The organism is Carboxydocella sp. JDF658 (assembly GCF_002049395.1).
Lineage (GTDB): Bacteria > Bacillota.
Genome location: NZ_BDLR01000008.1, coordinates 25007 through 41965, shown reverse-complemented (window position 1 = coordinate 41965; position 16959 = coordinate 25007). Strand labels below are relative to the sequence as shown.

The 16959-nt window shown below is 51.3% G+C and carries 22 protein-coding genes; all 22 read right to left on the bottom strand.

What is annotated here, in order from left to right:
* Positions 1-126 precede the first annotated feature (126 nt).
* A complete protein-coding gene (gene mobB, locus JDF658_RS02330; RefSeq protein ID WP_078665912.1) occupies positions 127-621 on the bottom strand; it encodes a molybdopterin-guanine dinucleotide biosynthesis protein B in 495 nt (164 codons plus the stop codon).
* Complete coding sequence (gene fdhD, locus JDF658_RS02325) at positions 618-1403, bottom strand: formate dehydrogenase accessory sulfurtransferase FdhD (RefSeq protein WP_078665911.1); 786 nt, start codon at positions 1401-1403, stop codon at positions 618-620. The genes mobB and fdhD overlap by 4 nt, the downstream gene beginning before the upstream one ends.
* The gene (locus JDF658_RS02320; RefSeq protein WP_079906360.1) at positions 1396-2007 is read right to left on the bottom strand and encodes a molybdenum cofactor guanylyltransferase; all 612 of its coding nucleotides are present in this window, start codon (positions 2005-2007) and stop codon (positions 1396-1398) included. Before JDF658_RS02320 ends, fdhD begins: the two co-directional genes overlap by 8 nt.
* A gap of 90 nt (positions 2008-2097) precedes the next feature.
* Positions 2098-2271: a hypothetical protein gene (locus tag JDF658_RS14340; RefSeq protein ID WP_159071806.1), complete on the bottom strand. Its 174-nt coding sequence runs from the start codon at positions 2269-2271 to the stop codon at positions 2098-2100.
* 44 nt (positions 2272-2315) lie between these two features.
* A complete protein-coding gene (locus tag JDF658_RS02315) occupies positions 2316-2558 on the bottom strand; it encodes a chaperone NapD (RefSeq protein ID WP_078665909.1) in 243 nt (80 codons plus the stop codon).
* A gap of 18 nt (positions 2559-2576) precedes the next feature.
* Entirely contained in the window at positions 2577-2837 is a 261-nt protein-coding gene (locus JDF658_RS02310) for a hypothetical protein (RefSeq protein ID WP_078665908.1), read from the bottom strand.
* Complete coding sequence (locus JDF658_RS02305; RefSeq protein WP_159446534.1) at positions 2824-3381, bottom strand: 4Fe-4S binding protein; 558 nt, start codon at positions 3379-3381, stop codon at positions 2824-2826. Before JDF658_RS02305 ends, JDF658_RS02310 begins: the two co-directional genes overlap by 14 nt.
* Complete coding sequence (locus JDF658_RS02300; RefSeq protein ID WP_079906358.1) at positions 3378-5738, bottom strand: molybdopterin-dependent oxidoreductase; 2361 nt, start codon at positions 5736-5738, stop codon at positions 3378-3380. The genes JDF658_RS02305 and JDF658_RS02300 overlap by 4 nt, the downstream gene beginning before the upstream one ends.
* A complete protein-coding gene (locus JDF658_RS02295) occupies positions 5735-6526 on the bottom strand; it encodes a NapH/MauN family ferredoxin-type protein (protein ID WP_079906357.1) in 792 nt (263 codons plus the stop codon). Before JDF658_RS02295 ends, JDF658_RS02300 begins: the two co-directional genes overlap by 4 nt.
* Before the next feature lie 5 nt (positions 6527-6531).
* Positions 6532-7104 carry a 4Fe-4S dicluster domain-containing protein gene (locus JDF658_RS02290; RefSeq protein WP_078665904.1) on the bottom strand — a complete coding sequence of 191 codons (573 nt, stop codon included), beginning with the start codon at positions 7102-7104 and terminating at the stop codon, positions 6532-6534.
* A gap of 22 nt (positions 7105-7126) precedes the next feature.
* Complete coding sequence (locus tag JDF658_RS02285; protein WP_078665903.1) at positions 7127-7513, bottom strand: cytochrome b subunit of the bc complex; 387 nt, start codon at positions 7511-7513, stop codon at positions 7127-7129.
* A gap of 12 nt (positions 7514-7525) precedes the next feature.
* A complete protein-coding gene (locus JDF658_RS02280) occupies positions 7526-8173 on the bottom strand; it encodes a cytochrome b N-terminal domain-containing protein (RefSeq protein WP_079906356.1) in 648 nt (215 codons plus the stop codon).
* A gap of 3 nt (positions 8174-8176) precedes the next feature.
* Positions 8177-8623 carry a ubiquinol-cytochrome c reductase iron-sulfur subunit gene (locus JDF658_RS02275; RefSeq protein WP_079906355.1) on the bottom strand — a complete coding sequence of 149 codons (447 nt, stop codon included), beginning with the start codon at positions 8621-8623 and terminating at the stop codon, positions 8177-8179.
* Positions 8616-8828, bottom strand: coding sequence for a hypothetical protein (locus JDF658_RS02270; RefSeq protein WP_078665900.1), 213 nt, complete (start codon positions 8826-8828; stop codon positions 8616-8618). Before JDF658_RS02270 ends, JDF658_RS02275 begins: the two co-directional genes overlap by 8 nt.
* A gap of 161 nt (positions 8829-8989) precedes the next feature.
* Positions 8990-10003 carry an HD domain-containing phosphohydrolase gene (locus JDF658_RS02265; protein WP_159446533.1) on the bottom strand — a complete coding sequence of 338 codons (1014 nt, stop codon included), beginning with the start codon at positions 10001-10003 and terminating at the stop codon, positions 8990-8992.
* Positions 9960-10151 carry a hypothetical protein gene (locus JDF658_RS02260; protein ID WP_079906353.1) on the bottom strand — a complete coding sequence of 64 codons (192 nt, stop codon included), beginning with the start codon at positions 10149-10151 and terminating at the stop codon, positions 9960-9962. The genes JDF658_RS02265 and JDF658_RS02260 overlap by 44 nt, the downstream gene beginning before the upstream one ends.
* Before the next feature lie 98 nt (positions 10152-10249).
* Positions 10250-10651, bottom strand: a complete 402-nt coding sequence (locus tag JDF658_RS02255; RefSeq protein ID WP_079906352.1) for an HPP family protein — start codon at positions 10649-10651, stop codon at positions 10250-10252.
* Positions 10652-10809: 158 nt separating this feature from the next.
* Positions 10810-12099 (bottom strand): ammonia-forming cytochrome c nitrite reductase subunit c552, encoded by a 1290-nt coding sequence (locus JDF658_RS02250; RefSeq protein WP_079906351.1) that lies wholly within the window; start codon positions 12097-12099, stop codon positions 10810-10812.
* Positions 12100-12115: 16 nt separating this feature from the next.
* Positions 12116-12550 (bottom strand): NapC/NirT family cytochrome c, encoded by a 435-nt coding sequence (locus JDF658_RS02245; protein ID WP_078665896.1) that lies wholly within the window; start codon positions 12548-12550, stop codon positions 12116-12118.
* Between the two features lie 161 nt (positions 12551-12711).
* Positions 12712-14967, bottom strand: a complete 2256-nt coding sequence (locus tag JDF658_RS02240) for a molybdopterin oxidoreductase family protein (protein WP_200805627.1) — start codon at positions 14965-14967, stop codon at positions 12712-12714.
* Entirely contained in the window at positions 14960-16705 is a 1746-nt protein-coding gene (locus tag JDF658_RS02235) for a sigma 54-interacting transcriptional regulator (RefSeq protein WP_079906350.1), read from the bottom strand. Before JDF658_RS02235 ends, JDF658_RS02240 begins: the two co-directional genes overlap by 8 nt.
* Entirely contained in the window at positions 16702-16956 is a 255-nt protein-coding gene (locus JDF658_RS02230; protein WP_079906349.1) for a glutaredoxin family protein, read from the bottom strand. Before JDF658_RS02230 ends, JDF658_RS02235 begins: the two co-directional genes overlap by 4 nt.
* Positions 16957-16959: the final 3 nt, after the last annotated feature.

Genomic DNA, 16959 nt, shown 5'->3' with positions numbered 1-16959 from the left:
CTACTACCCTGCCCGCCCAGCCCCAACCCAGGACGGTAGCGGCCAGACGGGCCGCCGTCAGGTTTTTTAACCAGGGCCAGAGCCAGATGGCAGCAAGCAAAATAACTCCACTGACCAGCAAAACTGTTAACTGGCGGTTAGATAACTGGCGACCAGCCACCGAGCCACTCCTTCCGTATCATTGATATCAAACTGAGGTATATCCAGTTCAGGAAAAATGATATCTCCCACTACTGCTTTTAATTCCTGAGGCTGACAGATGAGATGTTGTCTTATCTCCCGGCGGATAACTTCCACCTTGGGCACCGGTTCCCATTTAAACCCTTCCAGCAGGATAATATCCACATCTGTTATCCTCTCCAGAATGGCTGCCAGGGGCGGTTCCGGCCGGTATTCCAGAAAAGCCGTCATTTCCGGGGAAGCACTGACCACCACCTGAGCCCCGGCCTCGGCGTAGCGGTAAGTATCTTTCCCAGGCTGGTCCAGCTGGGGACGATGGTGATGATGCTTAACCACTGCCACCCGGTAACCCTGCTGGCTGAGAAGGGAAACTATCTTGGTTAACAATGTAGTTTTGCCGGAATTGGAAGTACCGACAAAGGCCAGAACCGGTATTTTCATTCTATCACCTGCTCTGCATTGGTATAGATATTCATGCGGCTGCCGCGCACAAATCCGATCACCGTTATACCCAGTTCTTCTGCCAGCTGCAGGGCCAGGTCAGTAGGTGCTGAGCGGGAGACAATGGCCCCGATTCCCATTTTGGCCGCTTTCAACAGGATTTCCGAGGAAATGCGGCCACTGGTCAGGAGGACTTTATCCTCCATAGGAATGCGGTGGCGGAAACAATAGCCCATAATTTTGTCAGCCGCATTGTGCCGGCCCACATCTTCACGGAAAAGCAAAATTTCCCGGCCCTGACAGAGAGCCGCACTGTGTACACCGCCGGTCAGGCGATAAAGCTCGGATTTTTGCTGCACTTCCCGCATCAGCTCTACCAGATCCTCAGCCTTGACCTGCAGGGGTATACGCTCCTGCCGGGCCAGGCTGTGATCCATAACATTGTAAAAGGTGGTTCCCTTGCCACAGCCGGTGGTGATAAACCGTTTCAGGAAAAGCTGTTCTGCAATCATGGGAGTGCGCAGGGTTTCTACCCAGACTGCTCCCTGTTCCTCATCCAGACGAACAGATAGCAGATCATCAGGGTTTTCCAGCAGCCCTTCTGCCGTTAGAAAGCCAAGAGCCAGATCCTCCTGATATTCGGGCGTGCAGAGCAGGGAAACCATCTCCTTGCCATTCAGGTAAATGGTCAGAGGTGATTCCCTGATTATAGGATCCTCCAGTTCTGTCCGTTCATGTTTTTGCCAGCGGATAGTAGTATGTACAGAGTAACGTTCACTCATGCCGCTTTTCCTCCTCTATCTCTCCTGCCAGCTGCCGGGCCTGCTGCCAGTCGGCAGGAGTATTGACATTGAAAAAGACCTGCTCCATTTCCGCCGGGTCGCCCAGGCGTTCCACCGGCAAGAACTTGACCCTAACCTGGGGGTAAAAGGCAATAATTTTCCGGATATCCCGCAGAAGACAGTTTTCAATGGCGGCAATACAATTGCGACTATAAACAGCAAACAGGGGCTGCAAATAATCACCATGTTGCGGCACCACCACATCATAGCCCTCTGCTTCCTTGCGCAACCGCTCCAAATGCTCCGTGCTGACAAAAGGCATATCACAGGCCACCACCAGGTTATAGTGGCAGTCTGAAACAGTCAACCCGGCATGGATGCCACTTAAAGGCCCTCGCCGTGGTATGATATCCGTCACCAGGAAGCCCTGCCAGTCAGGATAACACTCCGGTTCATTGCTGACCAGAATAATATCTTTCACTACAGGCAACATCGCCTGCCGGATGCGTTCCAGAAAAACTTTCCCCTGGAGAGGCAGGAGCGCCTTGTTTCTTCCCATACGACTGCTGCGGCCACCAGCCAGAATAATCCCATTAACCTGCATCGTCCTGTTCCACCTTCCCCCTGTTTTGTTTTCATTCTACCCTTAAACGGAAGCAAAAGCAAGGGACCCCTTTGCTCCAAGGGGTCCCTGTTAACTGGCTCTATTCCGGCTGAGCAAGTCTTTGTACTCCCGCGGAGAAACGGAACGGATGATAATCCGTCGCCCGCAGATAGCACACTCAGGGCGCAGGCGGCCATGCAAATCGCGTTTGTTGATGATTTTGCTTGTGTCATGGTGCTGATAACCGCATTTGCAGGTAATCATCTTCTAACCTCCTCTCCAAGCTGAAAGAGGGCAGGAGCCCTCTTTCAGCTCACCAGTTCTTCAAAATTACAATAGGCCAGGTAAGCCCCCAGGACACCGGGAATGTTGACAATAGTCTGGCTTACCATTTCATGGGCATCATCTTCATTTTTGCTTTCCAGGACAATAATAATTTTTCCCGGCGGAAAGCAGCCATGCACCTCTACCCCGGGCAGAGCAGCCAGCTGCTTTGCCACCTCTTCCATCATCTCTTCCTTAACTTGAATGTACAATCCGGAAATCACCATCGCGTCCACCACCTTTATTTAATTGGGGACATGGCACTGGAGACAGTTCGCCCGGTCGGGATGGGGAGTGCGGGGGATTTTAACCCCGGCGGCATCTTTATGACAGAGTATGCATTTCCCTTCCCGTCCCTGCAGGGTATGGGGGATAGTGGGCGGATTTACTTTCGCCGGCGGCGGGCCGGCGATAAAAGGTTCCCAGCTGAGAGCGAAGGTAGCGCCGAACAGGATAGTAACCAGTATGGTAAAGATCATTGGTAGCAAGTATTTATTGCTGGCCATCTTCTCGCCTCCTTATGGCTATTGCCGGATCGGACTGAATGCAGGCCAGTTGACAGCACCCGCATCCGTCACATTCCTCCTGAATTACCGTGGGGTATTGAAAATCTGTTAAAATCAATGCTTTTCCCAACTTAGGACAACTCTCATAACACACACGGCACATTGCTCCCTGCCAGGCCAAACATCTTTCCGCATCCAGCCTGGCTATCAGGGTTTTTCCCACCTGGTTCGAAGCCAGGGCTCCGTTTTGACAGCTGGCTGCACATTGTCCGCAGAGATTACAGGCCTTGCCAGCTATAAATGCCAGGATCGGTGTGCCCACAGCTGTCCCTGCTTCAGGCCCCAGCTGGCGCAAACACCCCCGGGGACAGGCATTGACACACTGTCCACAGCGGGTGCAGGCTAACAAAAAGGCTTCTTCCGGTAAGGCACCTGGAGGCCGCAACCACAGGTCTTCCTGGCTGAGGAGCTGGACCAGAGCTTGTCTGGCCCAGTCCAGAGTTTTCAAACCCAGGGAGCTGAAAAATTGCCGGCGGTTGATCATGCTTTTTCCACCTTCACCGCACATTTTTTATAGTCAGGCTGTTTGGAGATAGGACAGAAAGCATCCAGAGTTAGAAGGTTAATAAGAATTTCCTCATCAAAGAAAGGTACGAAGACAGAGCCTTTCGGCGGCTTGCCCCGCCCGTCAATCATAGCGGGAGCGGTAATGGAACCGCGCCTGGTTGTCAACTTGACCAGATCGCCATTCTTTATACCCAGCCGCTCCGCATCCGCCGGGTTGATTTCCACATAGGCATTGGGCACCGCTTTTTTCAATTCCGGAACCCGACGGGTCATGGTACCGGTATGCCAGTGCTCCAGCACCCGGCCGGTACAGAGCCAGAAGGGATATTCGGCATCGGGCACTTCTGCCGGGGGCTCATAAGGACGGGCCCAGATAACAGCCCGGTCCCCTTCCTTGTGGTTACCATAGAATTTAATGCCTTCCCCGGGCTTGACATAGGGATCTTCCCCTTCCACATAGCGCCGTTTGGTTTCTTTGCCGTCCACTACCGGCCAGAGCAGGCCCCGGTGCTTGACATACTCTTCATAAGGAGCCAGGTCCTTGCCCTTGCCGATGGTAAACTGGCGATATTCTTCCCAGAGGGCTTTTTTCAACTCGCTTTCCCCTTCCGGATGAGCGCCATCATATTTGTCCACCCCGGGATAGTTGAAGAGGTCACCATAGCCCAGCCGTTTGGCGATCTGGATGATTTGCCACAGATCGTCCCTGGCTTCGCCAGGAGGCAAAGTACACTTGGCCAGATGCTGGGTCCGTCGCTCGGCATTGCCGTACATACCTTCCTTCTCTACCCACATGGCTGCCGGCAACACGACATCGGCAAATTTGGTGGTCTGGTTGGGATAAACATCAGATACTACCAGGAACGCCTTGTTTTCTTCAAAGGCCTTGCGCCAGCGACCGGCTTTGGGAGCGGCAGCCAGGGGGTTATTGCACATCACCCACAGCACCTTAATCTTGCCATAGTCCACTGCCCGCAGCATTTCCGTAGCATGGAAACCCACCTGGGCCGGAATCTTTTCCACTGGCACATTCCAGATTTTCGCAGCAATGGCCCGGTGTTCGGGATTTTCCACCACCATGTCGGCCGGAAGGCGATGGGCAAAAGTACCGACTTCCCGGGCTGTACCGCAGGCACTGGGCTGGCCGGTCAGGGAGAATGGGGTGGCTCCCGGTTTACAGATTTGTCCGGTCAGCAGGTGGAGGTTATAGACCAGGTTGTTGGCCCAGGTACCCCGTACATGCTGGTTAAAGCCCATGGTCCAGAAAGACATAATGCGTTTGCTCTTGTCGGCAAAGAGATGAGCCAGCCAGCGAATTTTGTCTGCCGGAACGCCGCTTAATTGCTGGACATACTCAGGAGTATATTTGGCCACATAAGCCTTGTACTCATCAAAGGTCATGGGCTGCGGCTCATCCTTGAATTTAGCCCCGTCTTCCAGACCATAGCCGATATTTTCTTTACCCCGTTTGAAGACACAATGCTTGCTGACAAATTCTTCATCATAAAGTTTTTCATTGATAATTACATTAGCGATCCCGTTCATTACCGCCAGGTCAGTACCGGGAACAAATTGCAGATATTCATCTGCAATCTCGGTAGTCCTGGTACGGCGGGTCGCGATATCGATCATTATCACGCTTTTGTCAGCCAGCTTGCGCGCGGTTACCCGGGAGAAAAGCACAGGATGCATTTCCGCCATATTGTTGCCCCAGGTGATAAAGACATTGGCATGTTCAATATCCTCATAGCAGCCCATGGGCTCATCCTTGCCAAAGGTGGTCATGAAACCGGCAACAGCGCTGGCCATGCAGAAGCGGGCATTGGGGTCAATATTGTTAGTGCCGATACCAGCTTTAAACAGTTTGACTGCCGCATATCCTTCCCAGACATACATCTGTCCGGAAGCCAGCATCCCTACGGAGTCTGGACCGTACTGATCAATGGCTTCCTTGAACTTCCGGGCCACCAGATCCAGGGCCTCCTCCCAGCTGGCCTCCACCAGCTTGCCGTTTTTGCGGATCAAGGGCTTTTTCAGCCGGTCTTCAGCATACAAAATCTTGCGGACAAAATAGCCTTTTACGCAGTTCAGCCCTTTGTTAACCGGTGACTCCTTGTCTCCCTTGTTAGCTACAACCTTGCCATCCTTGATCCCGACCATAATGCCGCAACCGGTACCACAGAAGCGGCAAGTGGCTTTACGCCATTCATCCACTTCTACCGTGCCTTTATCCAGGCCCACCTTTTCTCCCGGCTTTTGTGCTGAACAACCGGCAGCTGCCATTGCCGTAGCAGCAGCGATAGATTTGATAAAATCCCGACGGGATAAATTCATTGGTCTTTTCTCCCCTTTCGCTTCAGTTTCCAGCCATATTGCAGAGCTTGTTGCGGACAGACATCAATACAACTGCCGCAACGGGTACAGTCCCAGTCAGTAACCAGCGCTTCCTTCTGCACCAGAGGGCCGTTTAAAGTATCAGCTCCCATGGGACAGGCCCGGGCACAGGCCCGGCAATTCACACACTGGTCCTGCCGGTAGGTGACTACGAAGGGACTCAGTCGCCCCAGCAAGGCATAAAAGGCTCCAATGGGACAGAGACTACGACACCAGCCCCGCCGGTAAAGCAGTAACTCAAAAGCAAGCACCAGCAACAGGGGCACCAGTGCTCCTGCCAGACCAAAGGCCAGGGCCATACTGGTTTGACCCACTGGATTAAAGGGAGCAAAGGCCGGATAGCCCAGGATGGGGGTTAAAAGCAACACCAGCCCCAGCACCAGGTATTTTAAGCCATGGTCAAGTTTTCGCTCCGGCAGCCCCAGCCAGTGGCGCAACTTATCCAGCAGTTCCCCTGCTGTATTCACCGGACAAACCCAGCTACAAAAAGTCTTACCCCCCAGTAGCCAGTAGAAGGCTGTAATCAACAGTGCTCCCAGCAAGATTTTTTCTGCCAGCTGGTCCAGTAAAAGATACTGCAACGCTGTCAGGGGGTCGGTCAGGGGAATACCCAGCAGATTGGAAGCATTGAGGTCACCGCTGAAAAATTTGAAACCAAATAACTGACTTAGTAGTAATCCGATCACCAGTACCTGTACCAGCCGCCGTAACCAGGTCCACTTCCTCATCTTGTTCACCGCCCCTCCGGGTCAACGACAATTGCTGCCTGTTCCACCGGACAGGAGTGTTCACAGATTCCACAGCCGGTACATTTTTCTTCATTGACCCAAACTTGAAAAATGGTATGATAGCCGGTTTTCCTGTTGGGCTGCAAATCCAGGTAAATTGCTTCATCCAGAAAAGGACAATTGCGATAGCAGATTTCACAGCGCATCCCCTGCCAGGATAAACAGGTTTTACGGTTTAAGCGAGCTACTCCCATGCGTACTGCTTTCCGTTCCTTGACCGGCTTTAAAGCTCCACTTGGGCAAGCCTTGATGCAAGGAAAATTAGCACAGAGGCGACAGGGATTTTCCCTGACAGCAAGATAGGGAGTGCCAACTCCAAAACCACTGCCTGGACCGGCAATCTTAATCGCTTGATAGGGACAGGCGGTGGCACATTGCCCACAACGTACACAAGTAGCCAGAAATGCTGTTTCCTCCAGGGCTCCCGGCGGGCGCACCAGCCCGTTTTTATCTTTCAGCATGCGTAAAACGCCATAACCGAGAGCCCCGCCAATCAGCGCCCAGGCTTTATCCAGCATGGGCCTCGCCTCCTTTTTTCTCTTACCAGGCCATAATGGTCAAGATAATGACTGCTACTACTGCCAGGCCCATTACTGCTGAAGCCACTGGCCGCTGGCTGGGCCGGCGATAAGGGCTCTTATCCAACCAGGGGATCAGAGCCAGAACTACGAATACCGCCCCGGAAGCCAGTAGTCCTAAAATCTTGGAGGGGATCAGTTTTAACATTTCAAACATCCAGAGATAATACCATTCCGGCTTGATATGTTCCGGGGTAGCCAGCTTGTTGGCCGGCTCGCCCAGTTCCCGGGGAATAAGCCCGGATAAAAAGAGGATGATACCGATAAAAAAGAGGGCAACCGCAACTTCAGTCAGCAAATGGTTTGGTATAAAGGGAATAGTGCCTTTTTTATATTTGCTATTTGCCATTTTCCATCCCCCTTACAGTTCTTCCGATATACCCTGCAGCCTAACCATCAGGAAGTGCAAACCCATCAGGAGGATAGCCAGCAAGGGCAGGATAATGACATGGGCGACATAGAAACGGGTGAGGGTGAATTCAGTAACTTTCAGTCCACCACGGGCCAAAATCATCAGGTATTTACCAATTACCGGTACTCCACCCATGATTTCGGTGCCAACCACTGAAGCCCAGTAAGCTACCTGGTCCCAGGGCAACAGATAGCCGGTAAAACCGAAGGCGAGAGTGAGCAGATAGAGCAATACCCCTACTACCCAGTTCAGTTCCCGCGGTTTTTTAAAGGAACCGGTATAGAAGACCCGCAGCATATGCAACATGACCAGCAAAACCATGATATTAGCCGCATAGTGATGAACAGAACGAATCATGGCCCCAAAGGAAACCTGCTCCATAATGAACTGAATACTAGCATAGGCCTCTTCCGGTGTGGGCCGATAATAAAGAGCTAGAATGATTCCGGTCACAGCCTGGATCAAAAAAGAGAGAAAGGTTAAGCCACCCAGACAATAGATGGGATTCAAGGCATGAGGCGGAACCGGATGTTCCTTGATCTCCTTCCAGGTTTCCAGCCAGCCGGTGCCAAAACGTTCGATCAACCAGGCTTTCATCGGTTACGCACTCCTCTCACTGACGATAATCTTGCCACCATCGACTTTAACTGCCAGCTGGGTCAGGGGAGCCGGCGGTGGCCCGGCCAACACATTGCCGTTCAAATCAAATTTGCCGCCATGGCAGGGGCAATCAAAAACTTTTTGCTCCTGGTTAAAAATCACTACACAGCCCAGGTGAGTGCATTTGCGATAAAAGGCCTTGTATTCCCCTTCTTTCACCTGCACCAGTACCGCCGGAGCATCATTGTATTCAAATTCCTTCAACTCCCCTACCTTTAACTCCCCTTCAGCTGCCACCTCCATTGGCTTGGGTGGAGTCCGCAGGGATTCAGGGGGATACAGATACTGGGTAAAGACTGAGGTGGATGATATTACAATACCAGCCAGCGGTATACCCCCCAGGAGGGTTAAAAACTTGCGCCTGGACATGTCCTGTTGTTTAGTCACGCCATTCTACCTCCTCATTGGGAAATACTGTACTTTTCCAGACATAGAGAGCAATACCGGAAATCATAAAAAAGATGCCACCATAGATGAAAACTCCGCGGCTATCACCGATTAGCCAGTATTTGCCCATCAGGCCAATGGTGGCAACTGCCAGTAAGGTGAGAAAAACCATCAGATTTGTTGCAGTACGCCACATTTTTTCCACTTTGTTCCCTCCCTTCACAAAGGTATGTAAACGCTGTTGCTTGCGGCCAACAACAAAGCAAAAGCCGTGCCAACCAGCCCGAGGCGGTTTAGCACGGCTTTGCATATTAAAATTGTGCTTATTAATGGAACTCAGTCCACCAAAATGGACACCTAAATAGTCTAGCCCATGCCTGCAATCTGTTCACAACCAAGTTTGATTGCAATAAAGGTACCGCTTTTCGTTTTCGCAATCACCAGTTGTCGGCAGTGCTCCAGTATAAAAGGAAGTCCCCAGCCCAGGGACTTTTTGGTGGAAAAACCGCTGACCATGATGCTCTGCGGCAATTTTTCCAGCACAAAACCCTGGCCCTGGTCATTGGCAATGAGTACAATTTCCCCGGCACTATTTCGGCCCCACTGGATTGTCCCTTTCTCAGCGTGTTTGAGCATATTGCTAACCAGCTCAGAGAAGACCAGTTGATAGGTCTGTTGATATACCTGGTCCAGTCCCAGCTCCCCCAGCCAGTCACTGAATAACTGCCTTGACCAGCTTAAATGCAAACCATTTTCGATGGGCAGCTCCGCAAAACACTGCAGAGGTTTGAGAAATTGCTCGATCTCTTTTTCGTCAAGGAGTAATACTTTTCCACCAGTCGTATCCTTTAAAAAGTTTTGATAAATAGTCTGTATATGTTTCATTTGCCAGTCGTGCCGACCCCGGGGATTATAGGTTTTTTCCCACCAGTTAATAAAAGCGTTCACCACCCGGGGGTCCCACTGCTGACCTGCCCCTTTACTCAAAATGTCAATAGCCTGGGCCTGAGGCATTCCCGGACGATAGATTCGATCACTGGTCATGGCATCAAAAGCATCAGCAACAGCGATTATCCTGGCACCCAAATCAATAGCTTCCCCAATTAAACCAAAAGGATAACCGCTCCCATCCCAGTGTTCATGATGTTGCGTAATGGCAGGGAGAATATCCCTGAACTCGCCGAAACTTTCCAGAATGCGTCCAGCAATCAATGGATGTTCTCTAATCAGTACCAGTTCGTTTTCCTCTAATTTGCCTGGTTTATTTAAAACCTGGTCGGGAACCCCAATTTTACCTATATCGTGAAACAAGGCAGCAAGATAGATACTCTCCCACCTATTCCGACGGCAAATCCAGCTCACGGGCAATAATTTTGGCATATTCAGCCACATTCTGAGAATGATGTCTGGTATAACGGTCCCGCTCTCCCACTGCCTGCACAATCGCTTTCACAGCAGCTAATAAAACCTCTCTAACCTGAGTAGCAGAACTCCCAGTACCAATTTGTGTGAGAAATTTGACTTCCATTGGACTAAGAAAAACCACCTTTCAGGAAAATGAGCTAACCTTGCTTGCTCCACTACTGTGCAATCAGAAAGAAAACTGTCCATCTTTCAGGACACCTGTTATCCTTCCTCCACCTCAACCCGGGATTCAGGAATTAATTCAGTGAGCCGGTAGAATATATAACGGATAAGCAGCATGATACCTATTCCGCTGGCTACGGGCAGGAGCACAAACCACCAGCCCTGGCCTGTATCACAGGCCAGGAAGGCAGTAGCACCCCCAGGAGGGTGAAAGGTGTCGGTGACCAGCATCACCAGAAAAGCCAGAAAAACCGCTATCGCTACTGCATACCAGGTAGTGCCCAGGATTTTGGCTGTTGTCACTCCGGCCAAGGCAGACAGGACTTGTCCCCAGAAAGCATTTTTCCCTTCAGCCGGCTGACCCTTTCCCAGGGCAAAAATCAGCATAGCCGAGGCACCAAACGAGGGGGCTGCCAGTGAAAAACCCTGGTTTTTGGTCAAAAAAGGAGAACAAACATGGCTATGCCGCCCCCAAGTAAATGGGCCAGTTGCCGTTTTCTCTCCATCCTGTTCCCGCCACCTCCTTTTCAATCTTTTTTATATGCAAAAATCATACCAATGCAAAAAAGTTCCCGGCATTAACTGCCGGGAACTCTTCTTTATTGGGCCGGTTTAACTGGTTGTGCCTTTTGACCTTTGGCCATCGCCTGCTGAGCCAGTTCCTGGGTTTCTTTGGCCATCAGGATAGCTTTACCTAAAGTGTTAAGAGCCATATCGGGGTTGTGGAAACCGCGGGAGTTTTCCGCTGCAATCCAGTCCCAGCGCCACTGGGCCTGCACTACCTTGCGCTGAGCCTGGGCAATCAGATTCTGATCTGCCCCGGGAGTAGCCAGAGCCAGTTTGATCTGGTCATGAGCCTTGGCAATTTCTTTGGAAGCAATAGTTTGCAATTCCCAGGTCCGGGACTGGATATCATGTACTTTCTGTTTCAGCCAGTCTGTGCCCTGGGTATGGCACTTGGTACAAGACTGTTCCAGAGTTTTCAGGGGACTGGTCCACCAGTGGGAAGAATATTTTTCCCCGGAAGCATCCCGCATGTAGGGCATATGGCAGTCAGCACAGGCTACCCCAGCAGTACCATGGGTACCGGTAATCCACCATTCAAATTCAGGGTGCTGTGCCTTCAGCATGGGTGCCTTGGAATCAGGATGTTCCCAGTCTTTAAAGCCTTTGGCTTCATAATATTTTTCAATATCATCTACACCAAACCCATTATCCCAGGGGAAAGTTAAAACTTTGCCTTTATCAAAATAATATTCCACGTGACATTGACCACAAACGTAGCTGCGCATTTCCTGGCGGGTTGCCTTGGTGACATCAATACCTCTTCTTTTCATCGCTTCGATGAAAGCAGGACGGGTAACTCTCAGTTCATTGGTTTTGGGATCATGGCAATCAGAACAGCCAATGGGGTGTTTAGTCTGTTTTGCAATATCGCTGAACAAGGTATTATAAAACCCATCTTCTCCCAGTTTTTTGTAGAAAAGGGGCACCTGGGTGGATTTACAGGTCATACAGGTTGCCGGGGTATTCGGTTTTAAGCGCTTGGTGGAAGTTACATCTTCAACGGCATAAACATGACCCCGGTCTTCATTATAATCCTTGGAAAAGCCATAGCCAGCGAACAGCTTCTTGATTTCCGGCTCTGTATCCGCCTTGGGAACCTTATCAGATCCACCAAATTCTGTCATCCCGCCCTCTTTGTTTTTCAGATAGCTGGCATACTGCAGGGGATATTTATCCTTCCACAAAGATGAATCTACAGCTTCTTCCTCACTTAAGCCAACCCCACCCTGCTGACTGCTGGTATTAGAACCACAGGCAGCCAGAGCAAAAATGCTGGTAATGGACATACCGATTAATAACCATTTTTTCGCCTTTTGCCACATATGTATCCCTCCTCTGCTATTTTTGCGTTCTGCCGTGGGGCAGACCCCGGTGACAGAAGGTACAATCCTGGCCGGAAAGTTTTTCCACGTGGGTCCGGCTCACCGTAGTGCGATGGCATTCAACACAGTTAGCCTGGATAACTGCTTTCGATTCCGGTGTCACTTTAATCTGGGCAGGTACATCCCCTAAAGTTACCGCCCAGACGTCTCTGAGGCCACTTTTTGCCTTAAAGGGGATTTTTGCCGCCAGGTTATGGGGGGCGTGGCACTCATTACATTTGAGCTCCCGGTGAGACGAGTTTTGCCAGGATTTATGGGCTTCTGCCATAACATGACAACTACTGCAAAACGCACCGCTGTCAGTATAAGCCATGCCGCCGGTAAACAAAACTACTAAAGCCAGCATCAGCACGGCTCCCAGCAAAATCCCTTTGCCTTGTTGTTGGAACATCCTTTTTCCCTCCTTCGCTTTGAGAAAGTTTTTCTCTTCACTTTATGTTATAGAATTAATCCAGGCAAATATTGAGTTAGCAAATTTTATGCCACTTACCGGTTGTAACCTGGCTACCGCCTCTTGCATAAAAAGTGTCCAAAAATGCGGAAAAGTGTCCGTTAATCAGGACACTTTTCCAGGCGACAGATTCCCAGTTTGAACAATGGCTGACGGCTGAGAGGGTTAACTACATTGCCGATCAGGTTGTTGCCCGCAGTTGGTTGCTGGTAATCGGCATCTCCGAAGTGAAAGGGCAGAAAAACCTGGCCGGGAGCAACGGTATCACACAAGCGTGCCCGGGCAACGGCCGTCCCCCAGGGAGAAACAATCCGTACCTTTTCTCCTTCCTTGATCCCCAGGGTCTGAGCGTTCAGCGGATTGATTTCCAGAAAGGGTTCTGGCGCTAATTGCTGAATCTCGGGAATGCGTTTGGTTTTGGTCCGGCTATGGTAATGTTCCATAATCCGGCCGGTATTTAGATAGAAAGGATATTCCTCAGTTGGACGCAAAATTTCCCCTGGTATATCCGTAGCAAAAAGCCAGGCCTTTCCCGCAGCCTGATTAAAATCACCGTAACTCTGGCTCTGTTCCGGATCAGTCCAGAAATGTCCATCAGTATAGAGCCGCTGCTGGCTAACACCCCCGGCCGGATAAGGCCATTGTACTCCCCGCTCCTGGCGGATCAAGCCATAGGTAATACCACTCATATCACAGGGCCGACCGCGGGACAGTCCTTTCCACTCCTCAAAAACCGCTTCCGGATCCGGCCAGGCAAAAGCCTCTTCAGCTCCCAGTCGTTTTGCTACCAGCTGAATGATTTCCAGATCCGTTTTGGCCATTCCCGGCGGATTCACCGCCCGTTCCGCCAGGTTCACCCGCCGTTCCGAGTTGGTATAAGTACCGGTTTTCTCGCCCCACTGAGCAGCTGGCAGGAAAACATCAGCATACTGCGCGGTTTCTACTGGATAAAAGATATCCTGCACGATGAGAAATACTTTTTCCAGCAAAGGCCGAACCCTTGCCTGCTCAGGCAGGGAAACCACCGGGTTAGTGGCAATATTCCACAGTACCTTCAGTTTGCCCTCGGCTATCATGTCCAGCATGATACCAATATCATTGGTACCTGCGGGTAATTCTTCCGGCTTAATCCCCCAGTAAACAGCCACTTCCTGGCGATGCCGGGGATTCTGCCAGTTGCGGTAACCAGGCAGGAAACCACTGGCTCCCACCTCCCGGGCACTCATGGCCGCCGCCTGCCCCGTCAGGGAAAAAGGCGCCGCTCCCGGGCGTCCAATATGTCCGGTCAGCAAATGAAGAGTACAAATGGTGGAAACAGCCTCCACCCCGGCAGCACTTTGAGTAACCCCCTGGACAAAAACAGTGGTAGCTGCCTTGGCTTCAGCAATCCAGCGAGCCACCTGCTCAATATCCACTGCCGCCACCCCGCAAAGGGGAGCCACTTCTGCTGGAGAATATTTTTTCACGATTTCTTCTACCCGTTCCAGACCGACCGCCAGCCGGGCTACTTCTTCCCGGTTAATTAAATTATCCCGGAACAGTACATGCAAAATAGCGTTTAGCAAATAGATGTTAGTACCTGGCCGTAGCTGCAAATGTAAATCTGCTACTCGTGCTGGTATGGTGCGGCGCGGATCAACTACTATCAAGCGGGCTCCTCGTTCCAGTTTGTTCTTGAGCATACGCCGCCACAGCTGTGGATGCATCTCCGCCGGATTACAACCGAAAATCAACAAACAATCCGCCAGGTCCAGATCTTCATAACAACCCGGTGGCCCATCAGCACCAAAAACTTTGATCAACCCCTGTACTGTCCCGCTCATACAGAGTCGGGTATTGGAATCAAAATTAGGTGTTTTCAGTACCCCCCGTGCCAGTTTGGTCAGGGCATAATTCTCCTCCAGAGTCAGCTGACCGGAACCATAAATACCTACTCCTTCCGGCCCTTGTTCCGCTATGGCTTCCCGTATTTTGTCGGCAACAACCTGCAAAGCTTCCTCCCAGGAAACCGGCACCAGTTGTCCGTTTTTGCGGACCATTGGCGTGGTAGCCCGTTCCGGATGCCGGAGAGTTCGCCACTGATAGGCTCCTTTTATGCAGAGCTGGCCCCGGTTGGTTGCACAGGCCTCATCACCACGGATCGCCACCGGGGTATCCCCTTCCAGTCCCAGCAAGAGACCACAGCCTGTAGAGCAATACCCGCAGGTGGTGGATACCCAGCGCTCGACTTTACCGCGCGCCAGATGCAAAGCCCGCCGGGTCAAATCCAGCATCATATCTTCCAGCGCTGACGGTGGCGGCACGGTACCGGTACTTTTATGCAATTGTCTGGCCGCATCCATCAATCGCTTAATCATGGTCCTCCTCCTTGCCGGACAAGCCATATTTCTTCAACTTCTGATAAAAGGCTGAACGCTGGATCCCCAGTAGCCGGGCCGCTTCCATCCGATTGCCTCTGGTTGCCTGCAGTGCCTGCAGAATCGCCTTTTTCTCCGCCCGCGCTACTACTGTTTCCAGGCGCAGGTCATTTTCTCCCAGCGGTCCACCCCCGGTAACCTGTTCCGGCAAATCCTGCAAAGTAAGCAGTTTCTGCCCTGGTTCCAGCATATTAAAAGCATATTCCAGCACATTCTCCAGCTGTCGCACATTCCCCGGCCAACTATAACTTAGCAAAAATCGTTCCAGTTCCTTGTCATAACCCTCTACTGAAGTCAGATACTTTTTGTTAAACTTCTCAATCAACATCTTAACCAGGGCCGGAATATCATCCCGCCGCTCCCGCAGTGGCGGCAACTGTAAAGTAATTACTGACAAGCGATAATAAAGGTCGCTGCGAAATTCCCCGGCCTGCATCATGGCTACCAGATCCCGATTGGTAGCGGCTATCAGCCGAACGTCCACAGGAATGGGCTTGTGTCCGCCTACGCGGACAATCTGGCGCTCCTGCAGGGCTCGCAGGATTTTGGCCTGCATGGCCAGCGGCATATCCCCGATTTCATCGAGAAAGAGGGTTCCGCCATGAGCCAGTTCAAACTTGCCGGCCTTACCGCCTTTTACCGCCCCGGTAAAAGCCCCTTCCTCATAACCAAACAACTCAGCTTCCAGCAGATTTTCCGGAATCGCAGCACAGTTGATACTGATAAAAGGCTGATCAGCCCTGGGACTGGCCCGATGTATAGCCTGGGCGAAAACCTCTTTTCCGGTACCGCTTTCTCCCAGAATCAGAACCGTAGCATCACCGCGAGCCACTTTGCGAGCCATATTCTTAACTTTCACCATATGCGGATTTTCGCCAATAATGGCCACAAAGGGGTCTTCCTCATGCTTTAAAGCTGAAAGCTCACTCTGGTAAAAAAGCAGCTTCCGTTCCAGCAATTGATAGCGAGCCACCAGATCCCGGGTTTCGACATTTTCCACCGGCACCAGTTTGACCAGGCCGCCAATAATCAATTCACCGCAACGTAAAGGCAATTCAGAGAGGAAATAGACTTCATCATCCCTGGTCCAGGTTTCCCCGATCCGGGGCTGACCGGTAGCCAGGACCTGACCCATGTGACTTTCGGGAAAAAGGGTTTTAAGAGGCATACCCTGGATTTCAGCCAGATTGACACCGAACAGTTTTTCCCAGTACTGGTTGACGGTAATGATGACCCCATTGCTGTCCACTACCGCCAGCCCTAATAGAAGGTCACCCAGCAGCGTTTCGTACATTTGAATTAAGAGTCGGGAAGCGCCTATTTCTTCTTCTTCCAGTTCCAGACAGCTTTTTTCCTGTTGTTCGATCACCGCCCAGACTCCCAGCAATTCTCCTTCCCGCCAGCAGGGTTGATAGGAGATCTGGATTGTTTCTCCGATATAGGTCAGCTCCCGACAGCGCAGAGACTGTCCTCCGGCCAGGACCTCAAAAATCCGGCTCTGGGGCATCATTTCACTGATCCGCCGTCCCTGCCAGAGCCCTTGCGGCCAGCCTAAACGCTGCAGGGCAGCAGATGTAGCCCACTGGATAAAACCATAACGGTCCACCCAGTAGGCAGGCAAGTCCAGCCCTTCACAAAGACCGGCCAGCTCGTCCAGTTTCAATTCCAAAGCTCTCACTCTCCTCTCCTCGCCAGTTCCCGCTTGAGCCAGAGTTCGCTGATTTTACCAAAAAATATCGGTTCACCATCAATGGCCACTACCGGAATTTTCTCCTTATACAGCTCAAACAGCTGCGGATCCATGGTGATGTCCACTTCTTCCACTTCCAGTTCCCAGTAACGCTTCACCCTGTCGATAATGGCTTTAGCCTTGTCACATAGGCAACAATTTTCTTTGGAATAGATAGTGATCTTAAACTTTTTATCCATTCT

Coding starts and splice junctions, on each gene's coding strand:
- JDF658_RS02230 (WP_079906349.1), bottom strand. CDS start 16,956: ATGGATAAAAAGTTTAAGATCACTATCTATTCCAAAGAAAATTGTTGC.
- JDF658_RS14340 (WP_159071806.1), bottom strand. CDS start 2,271: ATGATTACCTGCAAATGCGGTTATCAGCACCATGACACAAGCAAAATC.
- JDF658_RS02260 (WP_079906353.1), bottom strand. CDS start 10,151: ATGGAAGTCAAATTTCTCACACAAATTGGTACTGGGAGTTCTGCTACT.
- JDF658_RS02280 (WP_079906356.1), bottom strand. CDS start 8,173: ATGAAAGCCTGGTTGATCGAACGTTTTGGCACCGGCTGGCTGGAAACC.
- JDF658_RS02305 (WP_159446534.1), bottom strand. CDS start 3,381: ATGATCAACCGCCGGCAATTTTTCAGCTCCCTGGGTTTGAAAACTCTG.
- JDF658_RS02310 (WP_078665908.1), bottom strand. CDS start 2,837: ATGGCCAGCAATAAATACTTGCTACCAATGATCTTTACCATACTGGTT.
- JDF658_RS02320 (WP_079906360.1), bottom strand. CDS start 2,007: ATGCAGGTTAATGGGATTATTCTGGCTGGTGGCCGCAGCAGTCGTATG.
- JDF658_RS02240 (WP_200805627.1), bottom strand. CDS start 14,967: ATGATTAAGCGATTGATGGATGCGGCCAGACAATTGCATAAAAGTACC.
- JDF658_RS02285 (WP_078665903.1), bottom strand. CDS start 7,513: ATGGCAAATAGCAAATATAAAAAAGGCACTATTCCCTTTATACCAAAC.
- JDF658_RS02245 (WP_078665896.1), bottom strand. CDS start 12,550: ATGTTCCAACAACAAGGCAAAGGGATTTTGCTGGGAGCCGTGCTGATG.
- JDF658_RS02300 (WP_079906358.1), bottom strand. CDS start 5,738: ATGAATTTATCCCGTCGGGATTTTATCAAATCTATCGCTGCTGCTACG.
- mobB (WP_078665912.1), bottom strand. CDS start 621: ATGAAAATACCGGTTCTGGCCTTTGTCGGTACTTCCAATTCCGGCAAA.
- JDF658_RS02265 (WP_159446533.1), bottom strand. CDS start 10,003: ATGCCAAAATTATTGCCCGTGAGCTGGATTTGCCGTCGGAATAGGTGG.
- JDF658_RS02290 (WP_078665904.1), bottom strand. CDS start 7,104: ATGCTGGATAAAGCCTGGGCGCTGATTGGCGGGGCTCTCGGTTATGGC.
- fdhD (WP_078665911.1), bottom strand. CDS start 1,403: ATGAGTGAACGTTACTCTGTACATACTACTATCCGCTGGCAAAAACAT.
- JDF658_RS02315 (WP_078665909.1), bottom strand. CDS start 2,558: ATGGTGATTTCCGGATTGTACATTCAAGTTAAGGAAGAGATGATGGAA.
- JDF658_RS02295 (WP_079906357.1), bottom strand. CDS start 6,526: ATGAGGAAGTGGACCTGGTTACGGCGGCTGGTACAGGTACTGGTGATC.
- JDF658_RS02250 (WP_079906351.1), bottom strand. CDS start 12,099: ATGTGGCAAAAGGCGAAAAAATGGTTATTAATCGGTATGTCCATTACC.